Below are 23,962 nucleotides of genomic sequence, written 5' to 3' on the forward strand. Positions count from 1 at the left end.
CTGTTCAATTATGCTTATTCAAGAGTTGTCCATATATCCAAAGCCATCAGACGGACAGCTTCCTGCTCATGGGTTCGATATACTCTTAAACGATCCGAACAGTCCTCATTCCATAATAATGCCTCGCCGGCGATCTTCAACAAACATAGCCCTATACGGAAAGCGGCCATGTGAGGCCGAGCATTCAACTGATCCACCATCTGAAGGAGGTCTTCCGGCTTCCAGTACCCTTTGCTTGCATTCACGACACGACTGACCTTCCGGTTCACAAAATCCAATACATACGGCTGTCTGTTCACTATGCCAATGACAGGGTCCAAGCCGCCTATCGCCAGGTCCGCCTTGCTCCAGTCTATCATAGCCAGATGCAACCGGATTACCGCCAGCTTCATGGTTTCATCAGAATTGAGACATGTAATGATACCCGTATACAAAGGAACAAGCATTTTCCTTTCCGTCAGAGACAACGAGGTTAACTTGTCGATCAGTGCGAGCAAACGCTGCCGTTGCGGCAGATCTCTCTCATTCCCCGCATTCCATTCGTCTATCGTTTCTGTGGCAGCCAGTTGTCTGCAAACCTCGATGACCTGTTCGTTTGTTTTGCCTTCCGAGCAAGCTGCAATAAGGGTGTCCAGCGCTGCCTTCCATCGGGTACTATCCTGAAAATCAAGCAGTGTGCTACTGGCACAAGTGACGATTACTTCTTCATTCCCGTTCAACCACGAGATCATGGAGCGAAAAGCCTCTCTGGCTACAATCGGATCTGCATGGCCTGCGATCCCTGTAATCCATCTCAAATACCTTGGACGCGATTCCAGCGGAAGTTCGCTGGGCCGCTGGTTCAACAAGCTTTGGGCAATATCCCGCTCCGAAGAGGAAGCCATCGTACTCATCATGGTCCAGCTTCGCTCATCATCCAGACATTGCCTTGCCGCATGTCCAATGGCGATAATGACGTCTTTGTGAGTATTGGGCTTCTCGTATTCCCGAACGAGGAGGGTCATGCTGTCATTGCTTTTATAAGCACCAAGCAGCCGAATGGCTTCTTTTCTGACCGTAATCTTCAGTTTCTCCCGATTTAGCAACTCCGAAAGCATCGACGTTAGCAAAACTGGACTCACCCTGCGCGCGCATCTAGGGATTGAATACATGGCAACACGAGCACGGTCTCCATCCAGATTGTCCAGTAGAACAGGAAGTGCCTTCTCCGGTTCTTCACCTAACGAATAGGCATACAGTGCCGCCTCCACGACATGCACTTCCGAATCCTGCAACAGCACCTCCAATTGTTCGGACCAGTGGTCGGGCATGCTCGCCAGCCTTCGGATCACTGCAGCGCGTTCATAGGAAGTTCGTTTGGTATCGAGTGCGACTTGTTCCAGCAGGGAGGCCAGTGCTTTCTGTTGACGTGGCAGCCACCTATAAAATCCGTCACTAGCAGGCACAACATAAATGGTTTTTCCCGACAAATGCTTGCCCTTAATGACTGTTCCCGCGATGAACGGATCCAGCCACTCCTGTCGCTTCAGGTGCAAATGCCAAAACACCTCATGGAACGAGATGAAGGACGGGTCTCTGTCGAGCAACTCTCTGACTCTTTCATCCCGCGTTTCGTAAGGAGCCAGCCAATATCGGATCGCCTGAGCAGGAGCCTTCTTTGTCTTCACCAGTTCCTCCAGCAAGTGTTGTAGCTTAGGCAAACGATCAATCGCCTTACCGAAAGATTCGGCCATACGCAAGACCACAACATCGTTCTCTCGCTTGTTCGCTTCTATACCCAATGCATACAACTCATCGAACAAAACCTCAAGCGCATGATCAGGTATACTATTCCAATCTCTCTCATACAACACGAACTGCCCATCCCGCACGACCATTCTCTTCAACGTTCTCAAACCAAACCTGAAAAGCCTGCTATCCGGCGATTGCGCATGCTCACGTAGTATGGAGAAGGCCAGTCTCTCTGTCGCATTCTTCGTCCCATATGAGGTATCTCTGGCTTCGACCACGCTGTCTGCCAGCACAGTTAGGTCGTCCACATGCTGCTCGGTGAACATGGGAACAGGACAGTTCGACAGTTCAGACATCACCGTCCAACGTACCGGGTCCTGATCGTTCTTGACTCGTGTCAGGAAACGCAATGTCTCATCCATCCCCCGGCGGGATATCGCCGTGCTTCGAATAAGCCGACCATACGCCGCAGCACGTTCATCCGCATTCGATACCTGAACAGCTTGCTCCAGCTTTTCCCTCGCATGAATGATCAAACGGCGGGCTGTAATCTCAAGCGTCTGTTTCCGATCATCCCGGATGTCGCGCAATCCGAGCATGCGCGTTGCTTCCTTGTCACGCAGTTGGTGCGGTAGAACGTCCAATAACGACGTAGGAAAAATGCGTGTCCTCCGCTCATTTTCCTTATATGCCTTATCAAATATCGCTTCACGACTTGACGGTGCAAGTGTTTCCAATACTTTGGCAAGGTGTATGGGTTCGTCAATGAGTAGGGTAACCAGCGTGGTCCACTGGGCTGTAGTGAACCATTTTCTTTTTTTCAGAACACCGGCTGGTACCCCCTCCTCTAAGAGATAACCTCGTGTCTCCTCCCGTGTCAGCAGTTCGAAGACACTTTCAGGGCTCGTCTGGATCAGGACACCCAATTGCTGCTTAATCACAGGATGTATCGTATCGAATGGTCCATATTTGAGCGCATATTCCAGCACGATCGCTGGTCTGGATTCACTCAGCTTCTCCACCGCCGAAGAAAGTGTCCACCATACGCTATTTCTTCCACGTTGTGTCGCGCTTTGCAGAGCATGCTCCAGATATGTTGCGACCAGATCAGGAAAACGCTTCGTAATTACCCGCCAATTGCGGAGCGCATAGCCGAGTTCCGGAAGTCTGCCGCGAACCGTCTCTTCACCGCACACGGACAGTACCAAAGCCGCTTCCTGTGCCCCCCAGCGAACCAGCACAAGTGGTAACAGACGCTCCGCCCAATCCTGTCTACGATGGTTCACAATGCTTTGCAATAATTGACGGCGGGAATGATAGGACATAGAAATGATTTCGGATTCAATTGAATAATCTGGATCTGTCACCACTGTAGTCAACAGTCCGGCTGCCCGACCTCTGACCCCTGCCTTGGGATGCTTCAAAGCAAGCAATACGGCATTTACATCATTTATTACACTCGCACCAGTCAATGCCAGATGTGCTTCATAGGCAGTACCGCTATCGAGTAAAGCTATAAGTAACGCAGAATACCCTGCCTGATCCGAATGCTGGTGACCCAGTTGAGCTATTTGCTTCATCCGGTCCGAGTATCCAAGCGAATCCAGTTTCTTAAGAACCCGGTCTTTTTCTAACGGTGTTTGATTCATTATTATCTTGTCCCCTCTCCCTTTCACTCTATATAACCACTCAATGCATCCATGCCATTGTTTCTCATCGCAGGAGTTTGAAAGTATATAACTTCTGCGTGGGCAAGAGCTTTTCCTTTTGGATAGATGTTTCCGGGGTGGGCATAGTCCGTGGAATCGATCTCCACCTATGCTATAAAAGCCAAGCGTGTCTTCGACTATATGCAAAAAGATGACTCGCAGGTCCACCAATGGCCCTACGAGTCATCCCTATTCATTCAAGATGGTGCAATTCTAATTTAGTTGTTCCAGTATTGCTTGGCGATCTTCTGACCCTGATCAATCTTCGCCCATTGCTGAGCTTCGCTTAATTCGTTACCACCATCGCAGGATGCAAAGCCGCATTGGTGAGACAGCAGCAGTCGATCTTTATCGATGATTTTGGATGCTTCGTCCAGCAAACGAACAACACGCGCTTCATCATCGAGTGTACTCGTTTTGGAGGAAAGCAAACCTAATACGACTTCTGTTTCAGGTCTGTCCTTGAACACTTCCAACGCCTCAAGCGAACCCGCACGATCATCATCCCACTCCAGGAAGAAACGATCATATTTCAATTGCTTCAGGAACAGGTTAGCGATTTTCGCGTAAGATCCACCGCCCATGTTGCGAGAATCATAGTTGCCGCGACAATTATGTGTCCACATTTTCAAGCCCAGGCTATGACCGAAGTCAATCACTGTATTGTTAATATCAATAAATTCTGTAGCGAGACCCTGTACTTCCTCTTGGTTAATATGCTCCCCTGTAAACGGAGAGTTCGGGTTATCGTCTGCAAACAGCTCCCACAAGCAATCATCCATTTGCAGGATTTTACCGCCTACCGCAGCGAATTCTTCCACAAATTCCTTATAAGCTTTCACAAGACCCGCTTTGAGCTCCTGAATATTCTGATAAACAGCGTCCGTACCGCCGATATTATCCGACCAGGAGAGTTCACCAAAAATATGGGATGGCGATGGAACGCAAAGTTTCGTTTGCTGGTCACCCGCCGTGTCTTGCAGTTGTTTGAACAGTTGAATGAAATGATGATTTTTACCGCTCAATTCGCCCGTTATGCGCAGGCCAATATCTTTACGTGTTTCATATTTTGAAGATCCATCGACATCACGGAAAAAATAGCCATGGTCTGCAATATAACGCTCAACTCCACCAAAGCCCCAAACAAAATCCAGATGCCACATCGATTTGGAGAACTCTCCATCTGTAATAATCGACAGGTCATGCTCGATTTCTTTTTTCACCACTTGTTTGATGGCCTCAGTCTCGCATTTTTCATAACCTTCAAAACTTTCATAGAATGGATATTTGATATCATCACGATGTTCAATTTGCGTTTTATATGTCAGCAGCTCATCAGGACGCAACAAACTACCTACGATCTGGAACTTATCAGTCATGTCAAAAACCCCCTCGTTGTATACCATTATCATATCATGCAGAACGAGGTTGGCTGAGATACTTAAATGCCATAACTAGTTATAGTTAAAAGCTATAGCAATATATCAATTTCACACCGTCCTGCGCCGTATTTCATAAAAATACTGCACAGCCGGATGCTTCATTTTAATCGAATCAGACATGTTCAGAATTCGCTTCTTGCCAACACGTCTGTCCACCAAAGCCAGAATATTGAACAGAATCTCCTTGCTCTCCAGATTATCCTCTATGGAAGTGGACAAAAACGTAGTCGCTGCTGCTGTAAAATTCGTTTTACTTAACGCGGTTTGTGCCAGCAACAGCTCTTTGGCATGTACGGAGACTTTTCTGCTTCTTGCCATGACTTGAAGACGGTCCTCTGGAACGTTCCCTTTGGTTTCGTTTCGAATAGCTTCAATCTCTTCATCACTTACAGATATCACGATATTGGGATCATTCTTAATCTCCTGATCGGAATGATACCAACGGATTGGTGAAGTTGTGTCCCCCATATTGAGGATATTCTTCTGATCCACGGTCAGATAACAACTACCTGATTTATCAGGTGAATAGCGATAGCTGGTCGCCCGGTAATCTACTTTTCCAACCAGCGCAGGACTAAGAAAACTTTCTAGCTGTTGCTTTAATTTACTCCAGGACATAGATCCTCCTATTCTCAAAAGCCTGCTGCCTCATCTAAGGCAATCAGTTCAAAACGATATTGATTTAAATTATAACATAGCACAACGAACAGACATCCTGGATTGATCTACCCAGCCCTTAAAGTCAAAACTCCTATTATTGGTTTTCCACTTCTGGATATGATAAACTTGCTGGAAATTATCTGTAATCTATTAAACTATCATTTGTCTGTCAATTGAGAAGATCTTCACCTGCCTTCAGAAGTCGATGATGCTATCCACAAAGGAGAGGAAGAGTTTAATGATTAAGGAGACAACGTTACCTGCGCATATGGAAAAACTCGTTAAAGATAATGATATCGTTGCCGTAAAAGAGGTCTTCGAGCAATGCGAATGGGATGCCCGCGGGGGCTACAGCAAAGGTACGGCCCTCAGCTTTCGGCATATTTCCGATGAATTGGTTCGCTGGCTGGTAGAACAAGGGGCAGATATCAACGCACTTGACAATTATCAACGCACTCCATTACATGCCCATGCTTCACACTGGTCAGGAAATGTAGCCCTGTTCCTTGAATTAGGTGCGGATCTGGAAGCTGTGGACTACCAAAATGAAACACCATTACACGCAGCGGTCAATGCGTATAGAACCGAAGTGGTACAAGAATTGGTAGCCCGAGGTGCTGATATCAATGTAGTCAATCAAAGAGGCAATACTCCGTTAGCCAAAGGATTAATGAATAGCCGAAATAGCGATATTGTCAGTATGTCGAAGATTTCCGCGATTCTGCTGGATGCCGGAGCAACAGTCACCCCGGAAATGAAAGAGTCCGTGAAGCGAATTGGCAAGGATTTTGAATTTGTCCGTGAGAAGTTCAATAAGGACAAGGTAGATGAAGTTTCAGACGCACTGAGCAAGCTCTATCAACAATTTGATGTCGAGCCGGTAGCGAGTCGAATGATGCACGATGGAACAGCTCCCATTCAGGTAAAAGCAACTACTTGGCCCAAACAGCATCAGGAGCTGTGGGAGTATCTCATCCCGGCCCAGGGACATGCCCAAACGGTTCAGGGAGAAGTCATCCGCATCACAGGACGTGTGTCCCATGAAGTATTGGATAATGGCGGTGGAAACTGGGATGAGCCGTATCGCAACATGCTGGATGCGCTGATTCGCCATCTGGGATCTGGTACGCCATTAGCCCCGGCACTTCTTCAAGAAGCAACAGACTTGGCCCACAAGCTTCGCCATGGATCGAATTATGATGCGCCTGCCCGATTAAGTGAGCTGGCGGTGTTATGGGTGCTGGATAATCCTCAACCCATTGCTATGGAGAAGCCGGAGTATACGCGTTAACATCTTCAGTAGAATCGGAAACGGCTCCGATGTTCCCTAAATCGCGTAAATGGATGAAGTGCAGTAGACCTTTACCGCTAAAACCACATTAACAGCAAAAAAAGAAGCGGAAGAGCTACCGCTTCTTTTTTGCTGTTAAATCTAATCTACCTGAATCATACTCCGTATCCATGATTACAACCATTCGTGTTCTTCGTCCTACTCTGTCTCCGCATGTTCCTGACTTCCGAACTCATCGAGCAATTCGCGTACTCTAGTCGTTGTTTTGGCGTTCATCAAGCTATTTCTCAGCTCACTTGCCCCGCGGAATCCACGGACGTAGATTTTGAAAAAGCGGGCCAGCGGGCTGAACGAACGCGGTTCAAGCTCTGAATATTGATCATGCAGGTCCAAGTGCAGCAGCAGCAGATGAAGGAACTCCTCTGTGGTATGTTCCCTTGGCTCCGTTTCAAAAGCAAACGGATTCTGGAAAATGCCTCGTCCAATCATAATGCCATCCACACCATATTGCTCAGCGAGCTTCAAGCCAGTCTGACGATCAGGGATATCCCCATTAATGGTCAGCAGCGTATTCGGTGCAATCTCATCCCGAAGTTTCTTGATCTCCGGGATCAGCTCCCAGTGCGCATCGACCTTACTCATTTCCTCTCTTGTACGCAGATGAATGGACAGATTCACAATGTCTTGCTGCAAAATATGAGTCAACCAGTCGCGCCATTCGTCCACCTCGGTGAACCCGAGGCGAGTTTTGACACTGACGGGCAAGCCACCAGCTTTGGCCGCCTGAATGATCTCCGCTGCAAGCGCAGGACGGCAGATCAGACCGCTTCCTTTTCCATTCTCCGCCACATTGGCGACAGGACAGCCCATATTAATATCTATGCCTTTGAAACCTTCCTTGGCCATCCCGATGCTCATCTCGCGGAAGAACTCCGGCTTGTCTCCCCAAATATGTGCCACAATCGGCTGTTCATCTTCTGTAAAAGTCAGACGCCCGCGTACACTTTTGTTCCCCTCCGGGTGACAATAACTCTCTGTATTCGCAAACTCCGTAAAAAACACATCCGGTCTGCCCGCTTCACTTACGACATGACGAAACACAACATCCGTCACATCTTCCATCGGCGCCAGTATAAAAAATGGTCGTGGCAAATCACGCCAAAAATTTTCTTTCATATTAGAAACTCCTCTATATATACCAGGACAATCTTTGTCCTCATTAATAGTAAAAAATCGCAAGCCATACATCTACAATCGTATCATTTACATTAACAGATTCGTTGCAATTTACATTTTGATGTCCTTGCTTCTTCTTCACTTATACCATGCAAATGCAACTTCGTTCAAACATCAGTATCTGTTAATCACATCAAGATGAATATATCCTACCCCGAAGAGAAGCGTACCCTTCAATAGACTCGCATGAAAAAGAGGGGCGACGCCCCCCTTTGCTAGTTACCGTATGGGTCCGGGTTTCCCTTTTCTCCATTTATTACTCCACCAATTTTACCACGTCTTTAGTTGATTTTCAGCACGAGTTTATTAGTGATTATTTGAAGCATAACTTTACCTTCTCGTTTTGGCCCCCCAGTATAGAATTCAGACCGCCTCCATCGTTCTAATGATTCGCTTTGTTCGCTCTTGCCGAACGGGACTAGCTCCTCTACAATAAAAGTTCGGCAGGCTTTTGTACCTGCAAATCGTGACATGGAGGAGGCCTGAATCAAACATGGAAATTTCACTCGATATTATCAAAGACAAAGTTGAATGCTTGCAGGCTTATGACTTCAAGGAACTAGAACGAGCTATCGAAGACCGAATCGGAATGAACAAGGCATTGCTGCTCCGGGTGAAGCAGGTTCAGCATCAAGTCACGTTCGACCCGTTTCGCAACAAGATGTTATATAGTGCAGTTGTTCATTTTTCTGCAGAGTGATAGACGAGTTTTTTTACTTCGATATGAAATAGTAGAACTACCCCCGTCTGGATTAACGGGGGTAGTCTTTTTTATCAGCTGGTTTAATTAAACTTTACATTTACATTTCCCAGATCCGATAGAGAACCATCGCTGCTTCAGCACGGGTCAATGGTTCGGCTGGTGCGATTTTACCATCTTTGCCGTTAACAATTCCGCTTCCTACGAGGGAAGTTACACTATCCATCGCGTAAGTGGAAATGCTTGCAGCATCGGAATATGGAGCTAGATTTCCGTTGCCTGTAGATTGCTTACCCGCTGCTTTCAGGGCTTTCGCCGTAAGAACCATCATATCTTGACGGGAAATGCTGCTGCCTGGCTTGAAAGTGTTATCTTCGAATCCAGAGACAATTCCAAGTTCTTTGGCAATAGCCACAGCCTGTGCATAGTGAGCAGTTGGCTGTACATCGCTGAAGGCTGCCCCGTTCGTGCCCGAACCCTTCAATTCAAGTGCTCTTACAAGCAAGGTGATAAAGTCGGCTCTCGTGATAGAAGCTGCAGGAGCGAAGCTGTCATCAGAGATTCCTTTAATAATATCGCGTGCAGCCAGCGCTTCGACTGCTTGTTTTGCCCACAGGACATTTTGCACATCGGCAAAAGTCTTGGTTACGTAGGCTACAGCATAAGTGCTGAAATGAGTTGTTTTGAACACCATTGAACCGGATTTAGCATCATAGCGTCCACTTGGCACGGCTGTTGCATGCCCTTGATTGTCAATGTAAAGAATCACGATCTGATGTGCATTGACAAGCTCCTGTGCAGCAGGCGTGTATGGAACAGATACCGTTACAGGTGCCGCTGGATTGTTCCAGGCAAGGTGACGGTCACCAGCTTTTACACTTAGATCGATCACCGGACGGCTACCCACAATAGCGCGAACATCTGCGCTCAGACGATCTGCCGAGACTTTGTTAATCTGAATAGAGACTTGATCCGCTTGCCCCGTAATATTAGAAAGCATATTGGACGGAATTTGAATTGTTGCATTCTCCGTCTTAAGCACAAACTCAACATTATTGTTGCTTTGCAGGGTTGAAGTCGGCAATTGCACAACATAGGATTGTACATTTGCTTGCTTCGGCACTTCGATGGTAACCTGCTTCTTGCCATTTGCACCTGGAGAAGCTTTTTCAATCGCTTTATTGAGGCTGTCGCTTGAAATGGTTGCTGTGGCTGTTCCATTTTCGACTTTAATTACCGGCACAATCGCCGAGTCGCTGCCTGGAAGCTCTGGTTGAGGTTGTGGCTGCGGAGTAGTCCCGGAATTTGATCCGCCACTGCTACCACCATTGTTCCCCCCGCTGTTGTTGCCTCCACCGTCGTTTCCTCCGCCATTGTTTCCGCCAGAAGAGGGTTTGCCAGTGAGCGTCAATTCACCGAATACGGAAGTATCCTGGTAACCTTGACCGGATGGATCGTTCCATGCATTCACACTGATTCTGTTGCCGTCTTTGGCATCATTGATCTGCGAATCAAAGCCAATTTTGGCATTGTTCGCAGGCTTAACCTTTTTGAACGGAATCTTCATTTCAACCGTGTAGTTGGTACCGGAAATAGAGACTTTGGATTCGAAGCCTGCAGCGATTTCCGCAGGATTAAAGGAAGCTACGTTCTCAAAGTTCACTCTGTATTGTCCATCATCGTCTTGGAAGTTAGCTGTTTTCCCGTTGTTTTCATCGACGAATACTTCAACGGAATCCTGCTCCCATACATTCGGGTTGGACTTGTTCAGTTGATCATCTCTGACTTGAACCAATACATACAGATTGTCGTCATCCCACAGTGCTTTTGCCGTTCCTGTCGCACCTGACCATGCCATTTGCTTCGTATCCAGTTTCATTTCAGGAGCTTTGCTCCATACACTGTCTACAGAGCCATCAATAGCTGGTGTCCCATAGTGCGCACTTGATTTCTTGTATTCAAGCTCTTCAGGCGGATTTTCCGCCATATACTTTTGCGGATCAACTACCCCGTAGAACGCCTGTTTTGCTTGAAAATTCTTATCGAACAAGGTTGGATTCTGCTCGGCTCTCCAGCTGGTGCTGTCATTTAATCCCCAGAAGGTGACACGTGAAATATGCTCGCTGTTCTTTTTATAGAGATCCATCAATTGGGCATACAGATAGGCCTGCTGCTTTGCTTCTTTTTCAGTAATTGTAGAATTGGTGCCTGCCATAATGTCCAACTCGGTGACACTGACCTCTACTCCCAAGGAAATGAAACGCTCGAGCGACATCTTGACATTATCCAATCTCGTGCCCAAATTGTAGTGGGCTTGCATGCCGATGCCGTCAATCAGTTTCTCGCCAGGGTGATTTAGGGCATACTTCTCATTGATCTCTTTCACCATGCTGTAGATGGCTGTAGCTTTATTTTGGTTGTCATCGTTGTAATCATTGTAGTAAAGCTTGATATCCCAGCCGTTTTCATCAATGACTTCTTTGGCTGCAACGAATGCCTCCTCAAGAAAGTCAGGGCCGATGGCCTGTAACCAACCGGAGTTACGCAATGCATTTTTCCAGTCTTCCGGATTAGCCGGGTTATCGTTCATCGCTTCGTTGACAACATCCCAGGAAATGACTTGGTCACCAAAATGCTCAACGACCGTTTTAACATGTGTTCTTAGGTTCGTCAGAGCTTCTTCACGACTTAAAGGTTCGCCGTTTGCTGCCGTATAAAGCCAAGTAGGTGATTGCGCATGCCATACGAGCACGTGACCGTGCAAATCTAGGCCCGCATCCTTTACTCTTTGGACTAGAGCATCTTCTGCGGTGAAATCAAATTGTCTGTCCGCGTTATAGGCATAATCCGGTTTCATATCATTCTCAAACGTGACGACATTGTGATGTTTCTTCAGAAGCTTGAGCCGAGTCTCGTCAAAGGTAGACGGATTAACAATGTTCCCGATCAGGAAATCATCTTTGTAAATATCCTTGAGGTTAGGAAGGTTTTCTTGAATCGGAGGTGCGGCAGTTACAGGCCCCAGATATTTTAGAGCAAAGTCATCCAAGAAGAAGGTACGGTTGCCGCCGTCATTGTTTGCTGTTTCAATATAAGCATTGAGTACGCTTGGAGTAGTGGTGAGCGTATACTTACCCGTTAAGTGTACCCATTCCTGATCTGTAACGGTTGCATTTGGTGAAACGTTCGCAAAGCCGCTGTCAGCATATTGAACACTAATACGAAGGGTTGTAGGCGTTTCGCCAGGTGCCATTTTTACCCAAGCAGACAGCTCATATTCGTGATTCTTCGCCATTTTGCCAGTAGCATCAACCAAGGCTGCATCATATTGTGTCGTAGTCGTCACAAGCAAGCTTTGTTTGCCGCCAGCTGTATGATTATCGTTTTGGGAAAGAACTACCGTTTCACGGCCGTTCCGTGCTTTGAATCCATCCAGACCATTCTCAAAGTCTGCAGTGATTCCTGTTTCATCTACAATCTCCGGTGCGGTTTGATCAGGGGTTACATCGGTGATGATAACTTCATCAATGTAAATATCCGAGGTTAACGTATTGCCCGATGGTTCAACATAGATGATGACCTCATTCGTTTTAGAAGGGATTTCGTAGTCTTTGGTTTCAAATAGCGTCCATTCGGAAGCGGTTACAAGTTTGTTCCCTATAATCCAAGGGTACTTCTGGTCTCCCGACAATATTTCAGAATCTATCTTGGAAGCCAGATGGAACTGGCCTTCACCTGAACTGAGTTTAACCTTGAGGGAAATATCATACTTATGGTCGGATTTCATCTTGCCTGTAAGTACAAGAGCAGGAACAGCCTTCTCATCGGCCCGGTTGAAGAACTTCAGAGATTTCGTGCCTTCGGAGGCTACGTCGTTAACGACCGTAGTGTCCCCATTCGATCCCCAACCCAGTTTGCCCCATCCACCGGTATTCCCGTCTTCAAAGCTTTGGTTAAGGACTACCGTGGGTTCGACAGGTGTTACTGTCTGGGTGATCGTGATATTCCCGATATAGAAAGAGACACCCTTACCTGCTTCATCAGACTTGATTCGCAGAGCTGTATTCTCCACACTGTTAACGGAGAGATCGGCGGATAGCGTAATGCCTTGTCCTGCTTTAAAGTCAGCAGAGCTAATTCCAGTGTATGCCTCAGATCCATCAACGCCCTTATTGCTTACAATTTCCAGAACGGCTTTCCCGTCTGCAGGTGGGTTAGCATCAGTATCGACATATACGGAAGCGGTTACAGAATACTCTTTGCCAACTGACAAACCAAGGTCATCAAAAGCGAGGTCCACGCCATCCCAGTTATTAGATCGGTTACTAACATGTAGAGCCGCTCCATCATCATTGCCTTCAAACGGCTTGGCTGTTACAGCGTCCAGCTGGGCACCGCCTGATGGAGTTGCCTTGCCTTGACCATTCTGGAATGTTTCCTGATACACAATTTGTGAATTAGTTGCCACTAGATCTGCAGCGTTAACTGCCGGAGCTATCAAGCCGCCCGGAAGAAGCAAAGCCGCTGCGAGTAACCCGGAAACGACCTGCTTTAGTGATTTCCTCATTCGAAGCATTCCCCCCACATCAAATTTTTTATAAAACATATAAAGCGCTTACATAAATTGTTGTAGCCAACCTCCTTTCACCCCAGATAATACCACTTCATGGAAGAGAATTCTTACTCCAAATTAAAGGGGAATCTTAGTTTTTTACAGAACTCTACCAAGTCTGATACTCGTATGGACTTGCTCTTCTTTCCGATGATCAAGTCGCGGCAATAAATTCGTCGCAGCACTCACAACAGATCCCCTCTTAATAATGCCTACCACCAGCCTTACTTAAAAAAGATCAAAAGGAGCAGGATTTCCCTGCTCCTTCGCTATGTGAAACTTCTTTCTCTCATCAAACGTAAATTCACAAGGTATAATGAAGTCAGATGACCGTTCAGCATGATCTTATGACCATCATAATGAAGGAGGGGACATTCGTGGCGTTTATCCCGTTAAACTGTCCCAATTGCAACGGAAGAATTGAATACAAAGAAGGTGAGATTTTAAAGTGTCCCTATTGTGAAACAGAGCTTTTATTGAAGCAAAATCATGTCCATTACGTAGACCAGACCATTAATCATTACCACGGAACGCCCCCTAAAGCACCGCTGAAGCAGGCTGCCTCCGTAAAGCTACTGCTGATGCTGATGTTAGTCCTAACTGGCGCCATCGGTACGTATTTTTATTATAGCAACAGCTCCACCTATCCAAAAACAGAAGCCAATCTGTCTGTGCGAAAGATGCCCGAAAGCGAGGTTCTGCTCTCATTTTTGCGAGATATCTTCGATAAAGGGTCTGCCTTGCCGACAGAGGAGGAACTGGCTCGTCTTCGCTATTTAACCGTAGAGCATTCGGAGAATGATCAGTGGACGTTTACATATAGCCTCTCCGATCCCTTCAGCGATGAACAGGCCGAGAAGATCACTTATATTACTCAGGACAAGAAACTGAATAGCCAGCGGATTGATCAGAGAGATTTTGAAGCTTTTAAGGGACTGACGGCATTGGACCTGACAAATACCTATGAAATCTCCCAGACGGACCAAACCACTTTGGCCCATATGTCCGGATTAAAAAGTTATGGAGGCGCTTTTAACGAATCCTTCAGCAAATTTTCAGGCTACTTTGGCGACAAGACTAAGATTACGGAGCTTTCCACTCAGCTTCGCAGCAATCAGGAATTGGCCCTACTGCTGGAATTTCCTAATCTGAGCTCTTTATCCATTACCTATGTGGATGAGTCTGTAACGGATTTCTTTCTGTTGAATAAACTGCCGCTCAAGTCCCTGTCGCTCACCTTTGTCGATGAACTCGGATGGTTGTCGTCCCTGACAGGGCTGACCTCCCTGTCCATCAATTACAGTGAAGCCACAGACCTACAGCCGCTATACGCCTTGACCCAGCTTCAGGAGCTTCGGCTGTCCTTCTTAACAAATGTAAAGTCCATCGACTTTGTACAAAATATGCCTACTCTACAAACACTAGATATCGAAAATGTAAACTTTTCCAACCTGGAGCCCTTGGCCGGCAAAAACTCCATTACTACACTACGTCTGGCTTCTCTAAGTCAACTTAGCTCGGTAAAGGCCATAAACAGTCTGCCCTCTCTGCGGGAACTAGCTCTGTCCGGTTACTATGAGAACGCAGAGGCGTTATCTTTACCTAATGTAGGCCGAGTGGAAGTCCCAGGCTCCTTTCTCCCGGGGCTAAAGGCGCCCGCCGCAACCAGCCTGACGCTCCGTGGCGGAAGCGGAGAGTTGAATTTGGCGACGCTGGGGAAATTCCCGAAGCTGAAGCAGCTTTCCCTCTGGGAGATCAGTGAAATCACACGTCTTGGCGCCCTGGACGGCTTGTCCAGCCTAGAGGCCCTAAGCATTTACGACTCGTCACTATATAAGGAGAGCGATGCTTTATTTCGTTTGAAGCAGGTCAAATCTCTGATGTGCTCCGAGTGTAGACTGAATTTCGGACAAAAATCGGCCGCAGAAAACAGCGTGCTTGAACATTTAACCTTAGAGCAGCCATACTTCAGCATCAGCAACACCTCTGTTACTGAAGTTGACCAAATGATGCCTTACTTTGCCAAAATGTCCGCTCTGCGTTCCTTCACTCTGCAAGACAGCAATCTGGATTCTTTGGAATTCATGAGTAACTGGCAGGCCATAAAAGAGCTTCATCTCGAGAACAATGCCATTTCCAATATCGAGACCCTAAGCCAGCTGCCTAATCTGCAAAAGGTATATCTATCCGGTAATTCCGTGCAAAACAAGTCCGTGCTTGGTACGGGTGTGCACGTATATTAATTACCGGCTGGCATGATGGGGAGTTTTAGACTACTATAGTTAATGAACTCATTCCAGAATTACTCACAAATTAATGAATGGTATTGAAACAAAGACAAGAAGGGGTTCGAGAATCATATATAAATTCTCGAACCCTTTATCTTTATGTTTAGCTTCTAACCAATACTGCTACACTCTCCACATGTGTCGTTCAAAGTATAGGAATGCGGTTCCCCCCCTTCATTTCTGGATAGCTTTTTTTGTTTAATCATCTTACTCTCCACCGAATTCGTAAAGCCTGTTTTATAAATAAACATTAATCTATGCGGGTCAGACTGTGCAGGATCAGTTGAATCCCCTACAGTAACCTTCTCTACAATGCTCTCAAATACATTGCGGTCAAATGAAGAAAGCACCTCATGCTTTTGCAGCACCTTTCTCAGATGCTCCAGTCTCTTCTCCACATCCAATTCCTGCCGTGAGCTTTGCTCTAGCTGCGCCTGCTCATTTAACAATTCACTAAGCTGGCTCTCCAGCTCCGCATATTTGCTCTCATAGGTAGCTCGATCTATTTTTTCATCTAAGCACAGGTCAATGAGCTTACAACGCTTTTGCTCCATGAGCTTGATTTCATTATTCACTTTATTTAGTTTTCTCATATGGTTCTGATTACCGAGAACAGTCTCCATGTGCTTCATCAGCTCATCTAATACATCCATATGATTGCTGCACAATCTTCTGTAGGATTCAAGAAAAGCACTCTCAATGACATTTTCAATTAAAGCCTTGCTATGAGGACAATACTTCTTTCCTTTTTTGGTTGCCGTCACACATTGCCAAATCGTCTTTTCGTGCGTCGTGCCGCTATGCCAATTACGCCTGGATAAGTTACTACCACAAAACGCACACTCCAGCTTGCTGCTAAAAGCAAACTTCCTGCTGTATTTATCGCGTTTCCCTTTTTCAATGCCTCTTAATCTTGCTCCTCTTCGATGCAAAATAGCCTGTGCTTTTTCAAAAACCTCTTCACTCACTATTGGCTCATGATGATTCCTAATGTAAAACTGGTCTTCTTCGCCATAATTCTCCAGTCTTCTCTTTGAGATCGGATCAACGGTAAAGGTCTTTCCTTGAAGTAAATCGCCCTTATATTTTTCATTTTTAACGATACCAAGAATCGCTGTATCCTGCCAATTGCTTCGACCTGACCTCGTTTTATAGCCCGCAGCGGTTAATTCCTTAGCAATCATATAAGCTCCGTAGCCCGCTATGTAACGCTCGAATATATAACGAACCAGTTCGGCTTCCTTTTCATTTATAGATATTTTCTTCGTCTGTACATCATAATCATAGCCCAAGCAGCTTTGAAAGCCAACTAGCTCGCCGCGCTTCATTTTCATCTTCAAGCCCTTTTTTACGTTGGAAGAAATATTTTCAACCTCTTGCTGCGCTACTGAGCTTAAAATGACCAGTAACAACTCGCCATCCATTGTCATGGTATTAATGTTCTCGTCTTCAAAGAGTACAGCTACATTCTGCTCCTTCAGCATCCGTACATACTTGAGTGTATCCAATGTATTTCGGGCGAATCGTGAGATAGATTTCGTAATGACCATATCAATTTTTCCATTCATGCAATCATCAATCATACGTTGAAAGTTCTCACGCTTGTTGACCTGTGTTCCGGTTACTGCCTCATCTGCGTAAATATCAATAAGCTGCCAATCCGAGCGTTTGTTTACCAGTTCAGTGTAATAGGAAACCTGCGATTTATAGCTGCTAAGCTGTTCCTCTGTATCCGTGCTTACTCTTGCATATGGGGCTACTCTTAAAATATCGGAAAGCCCTCCAGTTTTTCGGTCGGTTATTTTTCGGCTGGCCTTAATCACTTCAACTTCATATGCCATTGTTAATCCTCCTTCAGCTCTTATTATCTCGGAATCAGTATAATAAGACTGGGTGCAATCAACAATTGTGCGAATCAGGTTGTCAGGTCGGAAATCACACCATAGTCTTTCATGATCTTGTTTTTGAGCGCATGAAATTCCTGTTCGGTTATCAGAGATATGGACAATAGCTGCTTAAGCATAGCAATTTGCATACTATATCGGATTAGATTGTGCTTCATAGAATACCTCCCAATGAAAAAATCGTGAACATTCATTATTAAAGGGATTCGTTTAAGACAAACGCATAGGTAGGCACGAGCTTGAATGAAAGGGGCATGCGAATGCCCCTTCTCCTCTGTTTTGGTGTGACAATTTACTTATCCGGCGAACGATGGTTAGTCATTCTCATAGGTAGCTTACCTCTCCCAGGTTCTCTGCGAGCTGCCCCCATTGCGATAAGCTGTGGCTGGACAGAAGTATCATTATACCTTCGCATGAATCGTCGCCTTAAATGGAACCATCATCTATTTACTGCATGGCAAAAATCGCTAGCATCCTATTTTATAAGATGGTCATGGCGCACCTGCAGACTGGCTGTCTCCTTTGGAGCATGCGAAGAATGTACAGGATAAGATGAGTATTTTGTTTTCAAGGTGCAATGAGGTTTTATCCCTCTACCTATCATTTCAATTTTCAATCAAAATCGGACCCTCATAAATATAAAAATCTGCAGGATGAAACTGAGGAGTTTATTCTCTGAGGATAGTAAGGCCTTATAAGCTCAAACAGATGCCGCTAAGAAAAATTAATTCACCTTAAAATAGAATAATTTAATAACAATGTAGAACCAAATTGGGGATGACGAAGATACATACGATGAACTTTTGGAGATTTTTGATGAAGTTTGTGAACACATCAGAGAGCGTATAAGACGCGAGGATCGGGCATTAGAATGGCTCACTATTCCTGATTTTTAATTTTCAACTAACGTTAAGCTCTCAAGATTAAAATATCTTGAGAGCTTGTATACTGACAGTAGATTGAGGATCATAATACACCCTATTATCGAATATTTATTTCTGAGCTACTTTTCATCAGCTTCCACTCTACAGTTCGTGTCCAAATCAATTTGATCTTTACTATAAGATTTGAAATGAATATAACCAATTTGTTCCCCTTCTAGTCCTGATTTGTTTTTGATAAGACTCACAAAATCTTCCTCGTGGCTGCTTATCATTACCTGCTTGTGCGCAACGACTTGGCTGATAACATCGATAAATGAGAATACATTGATGTCATCCATATTTTGAAAAGGATCATCAATTCCAATTATTTCAAGTGGCGTCCACTGCTGGGATAATGCCAAAGATAAGAAAATGCAAACAGCAAGAACATTAGCCTGTGCTGAGCTAAACGTTAAACTTGCATTAAATCGGTAAGCCAATTGGTCTTCTGGGAGATTAGCCAAATTTGCTGCATCCCCGCTATGTTCGCTCATTAATACAAAAAGCTTACCTTCCCTCGGAACCAAATGTACATGCTTATAAATAGCATGGGGACTGATCTGCATGAACAACTGATCAATTGTTTCACTATAATTAACCAAATAGTCAGTCATGATTGTGCTGCGAATCTCATTATGGCGTTCCCTTAGTACCTCTAATTCCGATTCTAGCTTCTCATAATGTTCAATTTCTGTGTCCGCTGCTTTAACATGGTCGTTCAACTTACGCTCTTCTATTCTTGCCTTAGCCACCTCACCTTTGGATATAAACGCCTCCACCTTTTCAAGGAGATGTTCAGCCGCAGCATTAATCCGTCCAAATTGCGTTTTTTGTTGATAATATTCATCAATCCACAATTGTAGTCTAGGCTCTGACTTATTAAATTCAGGAATCAGTGCGATTATTTCTGTTGCTTTTAAGTTTTGCTGGTTCCATTTATGCTCTAATGCCGTTAGTTGACTCGACACTTCTTTGACATCCTGCATGCTTTGTTCTATTTGAGCTCGGGCTTGCAACAAGTATTGATCTAATTTTTGAATTTTAGCAATTAGCTTTTCTTCTTCATTGGTTAGATAATGAGCTCTCTTCCCTAAAAGCTTTTTTTGCTCTTCCATCCAACTGATTGCGATGCTTCTCTCGTTTGTCAGTCTCAATAACTCAGTTCGAATTTCATCTAGAGATTCTAATAACTTGAAAGTAGTCGAATGGTTCTCTAGGAATGATTCCATCGAATGCTTCAATTGCGTGAGTTTCTCCAGAGGTATTTCCTGTACCCACTGTTCAACCAAAGCGCGCTGTTGTTCAATTATTAATTGATTCTGGTCGTATGACGTCTTTATTTCCATCATCTGTTCAGCGATTTTTGCTAAATCTGATTCGATTTTATTTAGCTCTCTATCAAGCTCATTCTTCCTGCCTGACTTCTTCATTACTTCCTGTTCAAGAGCTGATAAATGATGACTTGCTTCTTCCCATTTTAGACGAACTACTGAATGAAGATTCTCGGAAGTTTGAAAGTTTGTTCCGCACACAGGGCACGAACTACTTGTTTGCCCCATCAAAAAATGCTGTATATCATGAATCATTTGATCTATGGTGTTTTCTTTTCCAGAGTCTATTTTGCCAGATAGAACCGCCAGTTCAGTTTTTACTAGCTCTAGATTTTGTAAACCAATTCCTTTTAAGGTGTCCAGTTCACTAGTTCGTTGTTTCAATTCATCCATTTTTTCATAAAGTTGTAGTGAAACCCCAATTCGCTCACCTATGTCGATCTTAATTTTAATTTCAGAGAGATCCTTAATCGTCTTGTTAAAAGCCGTTACAAACTTCTCGATACTTTCAAACTGTTCTATCACCATTAATACTTGAGGATTTTTTTCTATGGCAGTAAGCTTTTGCTCTGACAGTTTAATTTGACTGTTTAAATCCTCAATGTCCCTTTGCCTAGATAAATATATTCTACGTTTTTGGATCAAAGACTCCATCTCTGATTTATTTCGATCAGCCAGAAGAATGCTCTTTTCCCGGCGTTTCATTTTTGAATTAAAGACTTGTGTTAGCTCATTAAATTTTTGTTGTTCGATGTAATACTGCTTTTCTGTCAAATCAAACAACGGTTTAGCATCCTTTAACATCAAAAGAATTTGATCACTACGATCCTGAAGTTTTGTTATACTTTGTCGAAATTCACTATATGCAGATAACGTTTTATCATCTACTTTTGCCGAGCCTGACAATGTTTGAGGAATTTCCAATCCGGATTGACGAATATCCTCAAGTAAGCCAGACAATTGTCTTTCTAGCTCCTTCTCTGTCGTCCCCCCTAATTTTTGCAACAGAGCTTCCTTTTCTTTGAGCAGGGTCGATACTTCAAGCCAAGAGTCCTTGCTCCCTTGCCTATCTACATTTATTCTCCCTTTCTCTTCTTTAATTACTTGCAGCGATTCTACTAAATATTTACCAAAATCACTCCCGTATTTTTCTATACCAAGAACTTTCTCCATCAGTGTGAACCGCTCTTGCGGATTGCTGGCAAGAATGAACTCATGTAGTTGATCCTGAGACAAAATCTGTGTTGTGGAAAAATAGCTTGGTAAATGTTTGGTTTTGTCTATACTTGTCGGTTGCTCTTCGTCCCCGCCGCGGAACAGAATTTCACATATTTTAGTGGTACCTTCTTTTACCCCGTAATTCGTTCCATTAACTTTGATTTTCGTGGTTTGTGTTGATGGACTCCTCTGTAATGTTCGGGTTATCTTATGAATAAAATTATCCATTTCCAACCAAACTTCGACAGATGCACTCACTCTTCCTGTGCCTTTGACAAGCGCATGTTCATTAATAAGATAGTTGAAATTCTGATATTCGCTTGAGCCCCTATATCTCCTAATTTCACCCGTAAGACACCATTGTATAGCATCAAACAGCGAGCTCTTTCCATGTCCGTTTTGACCGCCTACTAGAATCAATTGCTTTTTGGAAAAGTCAAATATATATTCTCCTGGAAACACTCTAAAATTATTGATAATAAGACGAGAAAGTCTCATTATGATCCCCCATCCCCTTTCAATAAATTTAGGATATACTGTTTCGTATCAAGCTTATTATTTATCCTAATCAAGTGCTCTAACTGAAAGTACCCTTCCACTACGCGACGAATTTTAGGGTCTAAAGATTGTTCAATCAATAACTCAGTCTTGAATTTTTCTACAAAATCAAATCCTTTTTTTGCGTAAATATGCTTAGGTTGAAAAAAGGGCACCCTTTCCAAATCGTCTATGTTATGTAATACATATTTACGGCAAACTTTCGCGTTTTTCTCTACTCTGTTCATTTCCATAGGTATTTCAGGTAATAGCCCCGATTCCCAGTCCAACACAAGAAGAAAGTACAAATTATTTTTATATTGAGCAGGTAAAAGCTCCAGCAAATGAGAAATCACAAATTGATCCTCACGCCAATTTAAAAGAAAATGATGATTGCTCGTGTATGTCTTAAGCACGGCTATACGCTCATCAGAAAACCATAACTCCAAATCAGCATTGAGGTGCATATCTAATATAGAATCGTCTTGGACGGGAAAATCTGTTTGACTATTTTGAAAATCTGCCATTTCAAGGCGCTTTCTTAATTGAATCGGATTCATTTTCCCAACTCCCTCTTGCTAATCCTTTTTATCAAGTAATATATGCCACCCTGCCCTCATCTCATGATCTTGAAAAGAGCGTACATTGGCCGGTTGATTAAATCGGCTAATTACAAGATTAATCTTATCCTGTTTTTGAAACTTGATGTTCTGAGGCTGCTCCACTATTTCGCTTTCATCGTTATCATGGTTATGAGTAATTGGAATTAATGAGGCGAAGGGGTCATTTTCGACCGAGAGAGTTTGTGTTTTATCTTCATGTGTGACGAAACAGTAGTACGTTTGTTGCAAACTCTGCGTGAATAAGCAATCTTTAGATCGCGATATTATTTTTCTCAATGCCTGCGCATAGGTTTCCTTCTCTCTTGCATTGTACATCGTGAAGAGATTCCAAGCCTCTTCTCCTTGCTTCCCCTGCTTGAATAAGAGTTGCGCATCACTAAAAACAAAGTTACGGTCAGGATAGAAAGCCAAACAGATTATCATGTACTTCAGTGATTCCTTTAAATAAAACTCATCCTTCATTCGTTGCATTGTGGGAAGTTGAGAATTGTTCAAGTAAAATAATCGGTTCAAAAATTGTTCATACACATATGGATTTCCATTTAAAACCTCATGCTCCAAAGCGTTATACATCCAACCTAACGTATTCAATAGATCAACCTTTAGTGACGCATTCCAGGAAGTATCAATTTCCTCACGCAATTCTTCAAAACATTTGACGAAGTGTCCTCGTTGTACCGCCTGCTCAACATCTTTTTGAATTTCCATCATCGCTTTTTGTTGCCAGTCCTGGATCAATTGCACAAGCTCAGACTTGTTAAACACAAGAAGCATTTTATCGGGAAGATCATCCTTATGGGTACGTTCAATAACTCGGAGCAATAATTGCTTGAATACTTTTCTTGCTACATAATCATAAAGTAAACCGTCTCCCGATAAGCGGCTTTTCCCTTGTACAATTCCAGTATGAGTAAAATTATTCAAATACGCCAAGTTTCTTCTGCAATAATCCGATAACTTCCCTACAATTTTTTCTTTCAAGTTCGTCATGCAACCTAAATGATTTAGATAAAACCGATCCAGACACCATTCCGGATCGTGGCCTACCATTTCAGTAAAGCGAAGTTCTTGCGTAGAAACAACCTTCTTTTTAACCTTTACCGATTTCACAAACGGTTTACTTAAATTTATGACCAAGTTGTCTTCTTTAGAAATGCTGTCTTCGGGGAGTTGATAGGAATCATTCTGCGCATAGCATTTCAGACTTTTGTTGTCATAAGATGCATTGGTAGCGATTTCAAATTGCACGCCGAATTCATTGCTAGTATTGAATTGTTTTTGTATGTTTTTTTGTCTCCGCTCGAATTCCGGCAGATTTAAAAAAAGCGTATCAAGCCAACTATCTAAACCACTTTCCCTTTTTAACAAGGTACTCGGTTTCAAGTGTCTGTCTTGCCCGTCTTCTCTAACCGTTTTCACTTGAACAAATCGAATCTTGTCTTCCCCCAAAAGCGCTACATCGTCCAGAAATTCAAAAATCACTTCGTTCCACCATGCATGCTCTGCATGCAACATCTCTACCATATAGTGAATGGCAACATAATATTGGTAAACAAAACCACGAAGTGCAATAAGCCCTCCCAAATCATCGGGATCTTCATTAAGTAAGTATCTGACAGCGCAACGCGCCTCATTCTCAGGCAATACCCCCTGCAAATGTTTAAGACTATATTTATTCACTTTGTCTAACAGACCCTGTTCCAAATCTTTATATTCCATAGCTTCCACCTGATCCTGAAAAATATATTGTTTTTAGC

General features: G+C 44.0%; 13 protein-coding genes. 3 read left to right on the plus strand and 10 right to left on the minus strand.

From position 1 onward, the window contains the following. Nucleotides 1-14 precede the first annotated feature (14 nt). The 3 genes from ACR1R9_RS23325 to ACR1R9_RS23335 form a co-directional block, all read right to left on the minus strand. A complete protein-coding gene (locus tag ACR1R9_RS23325) occupies nucleotides 15-3,380 on the minus strand; it encodes a HEAT repeat domain-containing protein (protein ID WP_433922561.1) in 3,366 nt (1,121 codons plus the stop codon). 278 nt (nucleotides 3,381-3,658) lie between these two features. Then, complete coding sequence (locus ACR1R9_RS23330; protein ID WP_433922560.1) at nucleotides 3,659-4,819, minus strand: cobalamin-independent methionine synthase II family protein; 1,161 nt, start codon at nucleotides 4,817-4,819, stop codon at nucleotides 3,659-3,661. Nucleotides 4,820-4,930: 111 nt separating this feature from the next. Continuing rightward, the gene (locus tag ACR1R9_RS23335) at nucleotides 4,931-5,500 is read right to left on the minus strand and encodes an SF0329 family protein (RefSeq protein WP_076291621.1); all 570 of its coding nucleotides are present in this window, start codon (nucleotides 5,498-5,500) and stop codon (nucleotides 4,931-4,933) included. Between the two features lie 280 nt (nucleotides 5,501-5,780). Between ACR1R9_RS23335 and ACR1R9_RS23340 the strand changes: the two genes are divergently transcribed. Then, complete coding sequence (locus ACR1R9_RS23340) at nucleotides 5,781-6,833, plus strand: ankyrin repeat domain-containing protein (RefSeq protein WP_433922559.1); 1,053 nt, start codon at nucleotides 5,781-5,783, stop codon at nucleotides 6,831-6,833. A gap of 198 nt (nucleotides 6,834-7,031) precedes the next feature. On the opposite strand, the gene ACR1R9_RS23345 is transcribed toward ACR1R9_RS23340, so the two are convergent. Continuing rightward, nucleotides 7,032-8,009, minus strand: a complete 978-nt coding sequence (locus ACR1R9_RS23345; RefSeq protein WP_433922558.1) for a tRNA dihydrouridine synthase — start codon at nucleotides 8,007-8,009, stop codon at nucleotides 7,032-7,034. A 553-nt stretch (nucleotides 8,010-8,562) separates the two neighbouring features. Between ACR1R9_RS23345 and ACR1R9_RS23350 the strand changes: the two genes are divergently transcribed. Continuing rightward, a complete protein-coding gene (locus ACR1R9_RS23350) occupies nucleotides 8,563-8,769 on the plus strand; it encodes a DUF2536 family protein (protein ID WP_076291617.1) in 207 nt (68 codons plus the stop codon). A gap of 100 nt (nucleotides 8,770-8,869) precedes the next feature. Here the strand turns inward: ACR1R9_RS23350 and ACR1R9_RS23355 are convergent, their stop codons facing one another. Then, a complete protein-coding gene (locus ACR1R9_RS23355) occupies nucleotides 8,870-13,336 on the minus strand; it encodes an endo-1,4-beta-xylanase (RefSeq protein WP_433922557.1) in 4,467 nt (1,488 codons plus the stop codon). A 422-nt stretch (nucleotides 13,337-13,758) separates the two neighbouring features. Between ACR1R9_RS23355 and ACR1R9_RS23360 the strand changes: the two genes are divergently transcribed. Next, nucleotides 13,759-15,624, plus strand: a complete 1,866-nt coding sequence (locus tag ACR1R9_RS23360) for a leucine-rich repeat domain-containing protein (protein WP_433956398.1) — start codon at nucleotides 13,759-13,761, stop codon at nucleotides 15,622-15,624. A gap of 155 nt (nucleotides 15,625-15,779) precedes the next feature. Here the strand turns inward: ACR1R9_RS23360 and ACR1R9_RS23365 are convergent, their stop codons facing one another. The 5 genes from ACR1R9_RS23365 to ACR1R9_RS23385 all read right to left on the minus strand — a co-directional run bounded on the left by ACR1R9_RS23365 (nucleotide 15,780) and on the right by ACR1R9_RS23385 (nucleotide 23,924). Beyond that, nucleotides 15,780-17,510 carry a recombinase family protein gene (locus ACR1R9_RS23365; RefSeq protein ID WP_433922555.1) on the minus strand — a complete coding sequence of 577 codons (1,731 nt, stop codon included), beginning with the start codon at nucleotides 17,508-17,510 and terminating at the stop codon, nucleotides 15,780-15,782. A 74-nt stretch (nucleotides 17,511-17,584) separates the two neighbouring features. Beyond that, nucleotides 17,585-17,731, minus strand: a complete 147-nt coding sequence (locus ACR1R9_RS23370; protein ID WP_129381605.1) for an SHOCT domain-containing protein — start codon at nucleotides 17,729-17,731, stop codon at nucleotides 17,585-17,587. Nucleotides 17,732-18,576: 845 nt separating this feature from the next. Beyond that, nucleotides 18,577-21,543 (minus strand): AAA family ATPase, encoded by a 2,967-nt coding sequence (locus tag ACR1R9_RS23375; protein WP_433922554.1) that lies wholly within the window; start codon nucleotides 21,541-21,543, stop codon nucleotides 18,577-18,579. Continuing rightward, nucleotides 21,543-22,142, minus strand: coding sequence for an ABC-three component system middle component 1 (locus ACR1R9_RS23380; RefSeq protein ID WP_129381607.1), 600 nt, complete (start codon nucleotides 22,140-22,142; stop codon nucleotides 21,543-21,545). The genes ACR1R9_RS23375 and ACR1R9_RS23380 overlap by 1 nt, the downstream gene beginning before the upstream one ends. An 18-nt stretch (nucleotides 22,143-22,160) precedes the next feature. Then, nucleotides 22,161-23,924: a dsDNA nuclease domain-containing protein gene (locus ACR1R9_RS23385; protein WP_433922553.1), complete on the minus strand. Its 1,764-nt coding sequence runs from the start codon at nucleotides 23,922-23,924 to the stop codon at nucleotides 22,161-22,163. Nucleotides 23,925-23,962 lie beyond the last annotated feature (38 nt).

This window comes from Paenibacillus taichungensis (assembly GCF_050994985.1).
Classification (GTDB): domain Bacteria; phylum Bacillota; class Bacilli; order Paenibacillales; family Paenibacillaceae; genus Paenibacillus; species Paenibacillus taichungensis.